This is a genomic window from Paenibacillus sp. P4_A7 (assembly GCF_056402455.1).
The window spans coordinates 1-2,159 of the sequence record NZ_JBFUHJ010000671.1 but is presented as its reverse complement, the minus strand read 5'-3'; the positions used below and the strand labels follow the sequence as shown (position 1 = coordinate 2,159).

Here is a 2,159-nt window from a genome sequence, read left to right as displayed (position 1 = left end):
TACAGCCCCTTAATAGTTGTATATTAGTTAATATACAACTATTGTATCATGGATTCTCACTTCCGTATAATGTATATTACTTTTTAAATTCATGTTTGGTTCAGTTGTACTTTAACACTTTACTTATATATCAATATAAATTCAATAGTTACGTTTAATCAAAACGAATTATCTATTATTTTTGTTTAGACTCTTCTGAAGCATATATCTCAATATTAGAAGTTTTCTAAAACTATTTTTGTTATAATAGTTGTATATATATTAGTTAGATAAGGAGAGTCAATGGTGAATGTTAATTCAATGTCTCTAGTCTTCTCGAATACTGCAAAGCCTGCTTCACTTTTTTTCTTGGATTCTTCATTGCCAAATAAATTATTGGATGAGTCCGTATTTCCAGTTGTCAGATCCTACATAACAGAAAGTGAAAATGAATTTGGTGATTATGACTATAGCAAGGTTTCTAATATCGGCATGGTGTATTTATACATTCATCGAAAGAACGGCAGCCGTAAGGTAGGCACCAAAAAGGAATACGTCCGCGAGCTCCTCCAGTTTTTAAGATATACATTCGAACAAGGAATTGAAGATATCAGAGAAATGAAGCGGGGGGAAATTGAAGCATACCAGGAGTGGATTTCCAACCGGTATCCCAAGACGAAAACTCAAGCAAAAAAAATTACCATTTTAACCGGCTTCCTCTCATGGAGTTTTAACGAAAACTATTTAAAAATCGATTTAACACGCGGACTCATTGGCGTCAAGTTAGATAAGCACCAGATACCTGATCGTGAAATTTCTGAATCTTCCTTGCAAAGTGCGTTTCAATATTACTCCAATGAACCCAAATTTCTATCCTTGCTGCTTATACTGGCCAGTACTGGTTTACGGCTTAATGAAATTATTACACCTCTATGGAAGGATCTTTACTTTGATTCCATTAGGAATAAATACTACTTGCGTACAAAGACAAAGCGAGATGGAGAACGGCATGCACACATCAAGGATTTCGTCCTGCAGGTATTGAAGGAGTATCGCCGGCGACTTGGATTATCTACTGCCATTGATCCCAATGACGAGACTCCCTTCTATCCTAACCGTTACAGAAAGCATTACCTCCTATCAAGCTTATCCGCCACTGTATCGAAGAAGCTGGCTGAAGCAAATTTCCAGACTGTACGAGATGGGAAAACGACCGCTCACTACTTCCGTCACTATTTTGCCCGCTCTGCCTATAACAGTGGAGCTCCTGTTGATAAAATCGCCAAAACACTTGATCATTCCACGAGTCGGACTACGGAAGATAATTATTTATCCCGGGACATTAACAAAGAGAATGATGTGAGTGATTTCGTAGTGCTTCCAGGGTTCGAGGATACAAATAATAGAGAGCATTAAAAATGAAGTTTGATACAACGCTCATATTACAATTTTTCATTACATGCAATACGCCCAATCATGGAATTGACAAAGGATTTAACACAAGGAGGATTTTGCTATAATTCTTTCAACTCTAATGTTTCTCGCTGCTGTTGCGTTTGGATTTTTATCGGGTGGCCGGATGAATTCTTTCTCCATGCGCTATGCACCAAATGGTACTCCTATAGTAGTCTCTTCCCTCTCGTCTCGATTCTGTGCCGCGATAGCGTTCGGTCTCATGGGTGCAACGATGGATTTATCACTAGAATGGATTATAGCTATTCCATTCCTTGCAGCCCTGATCACGATAAGCATCTGCGATTGGAGACATATGATTATTCCAGATAAAATCACAATTCCCGGAATTATTCTATTTGCTGGGCTCCGAATATGGATAAGCCCTCTTCCTTATTGGGATTATGTTATGGCCGCATTACTTGGAAGCGGGATCTTCTTTTGCTTTAAGATGATTGGTAAATTGATTACAAAAGGCGATTCAATTGGTGATGGTGATATAAAACTCTTGCTTCTGACTGGTATTATACTTGGCATTAAACTAACTCTGTTGTCTTTTATCGTATTTAGCCTAATTGGAACGTTGATGGGCATATATCTCATAGTGACTCGTAGAAGTAGCCAGAACGTTGTTGTACCGTTTGGACCAGTTATTGCTTGTGCATCGTTTATCAGCTATCTTTGGGGAAACAAAATTATACTTTTGATTTACAGCGAACTATTCTTTT

2 protein-coding genes are annotated in these 2,159 nt (G+C 37.9%); both read left to right on the top strand.

Going from position 1 to position 2,159, the window contains the following annotated elements; all coding sequences use genetic code 11:
• Positions 1-282: 282 nt before the first annotated feature.
• Positions 283-1,395, top strand: coding sequence for a tyrosine-type recombinase/integrase (locus AC1DWN_RS32745; protein ID WP_477563016.1), 1,113 nt, complete (start codon positions 283-285; stop codon positions 1,393-1,395).
• Positions 1,396-1,558: 163 nt separating this feature from the next.
• Positions 1,559-2,159, top strand: a 601-nt coding sequence (locus AC1DWN_RS32740; RefSeq protein WP_477563015.1) for a prepilin peptidase, incomplete at its 3' end; no start/stop codon positions are given.

What these genes read in the sequence shown, in the direction of transcription:
- AC1DWN_RS32745 (WP_477563016.1), top strand. Translation starts at nt 283, where the DNA reads ATGGTGAATGTTAATTCAATGTCTCTAGTCTTCTCGAATACTGCAAAG.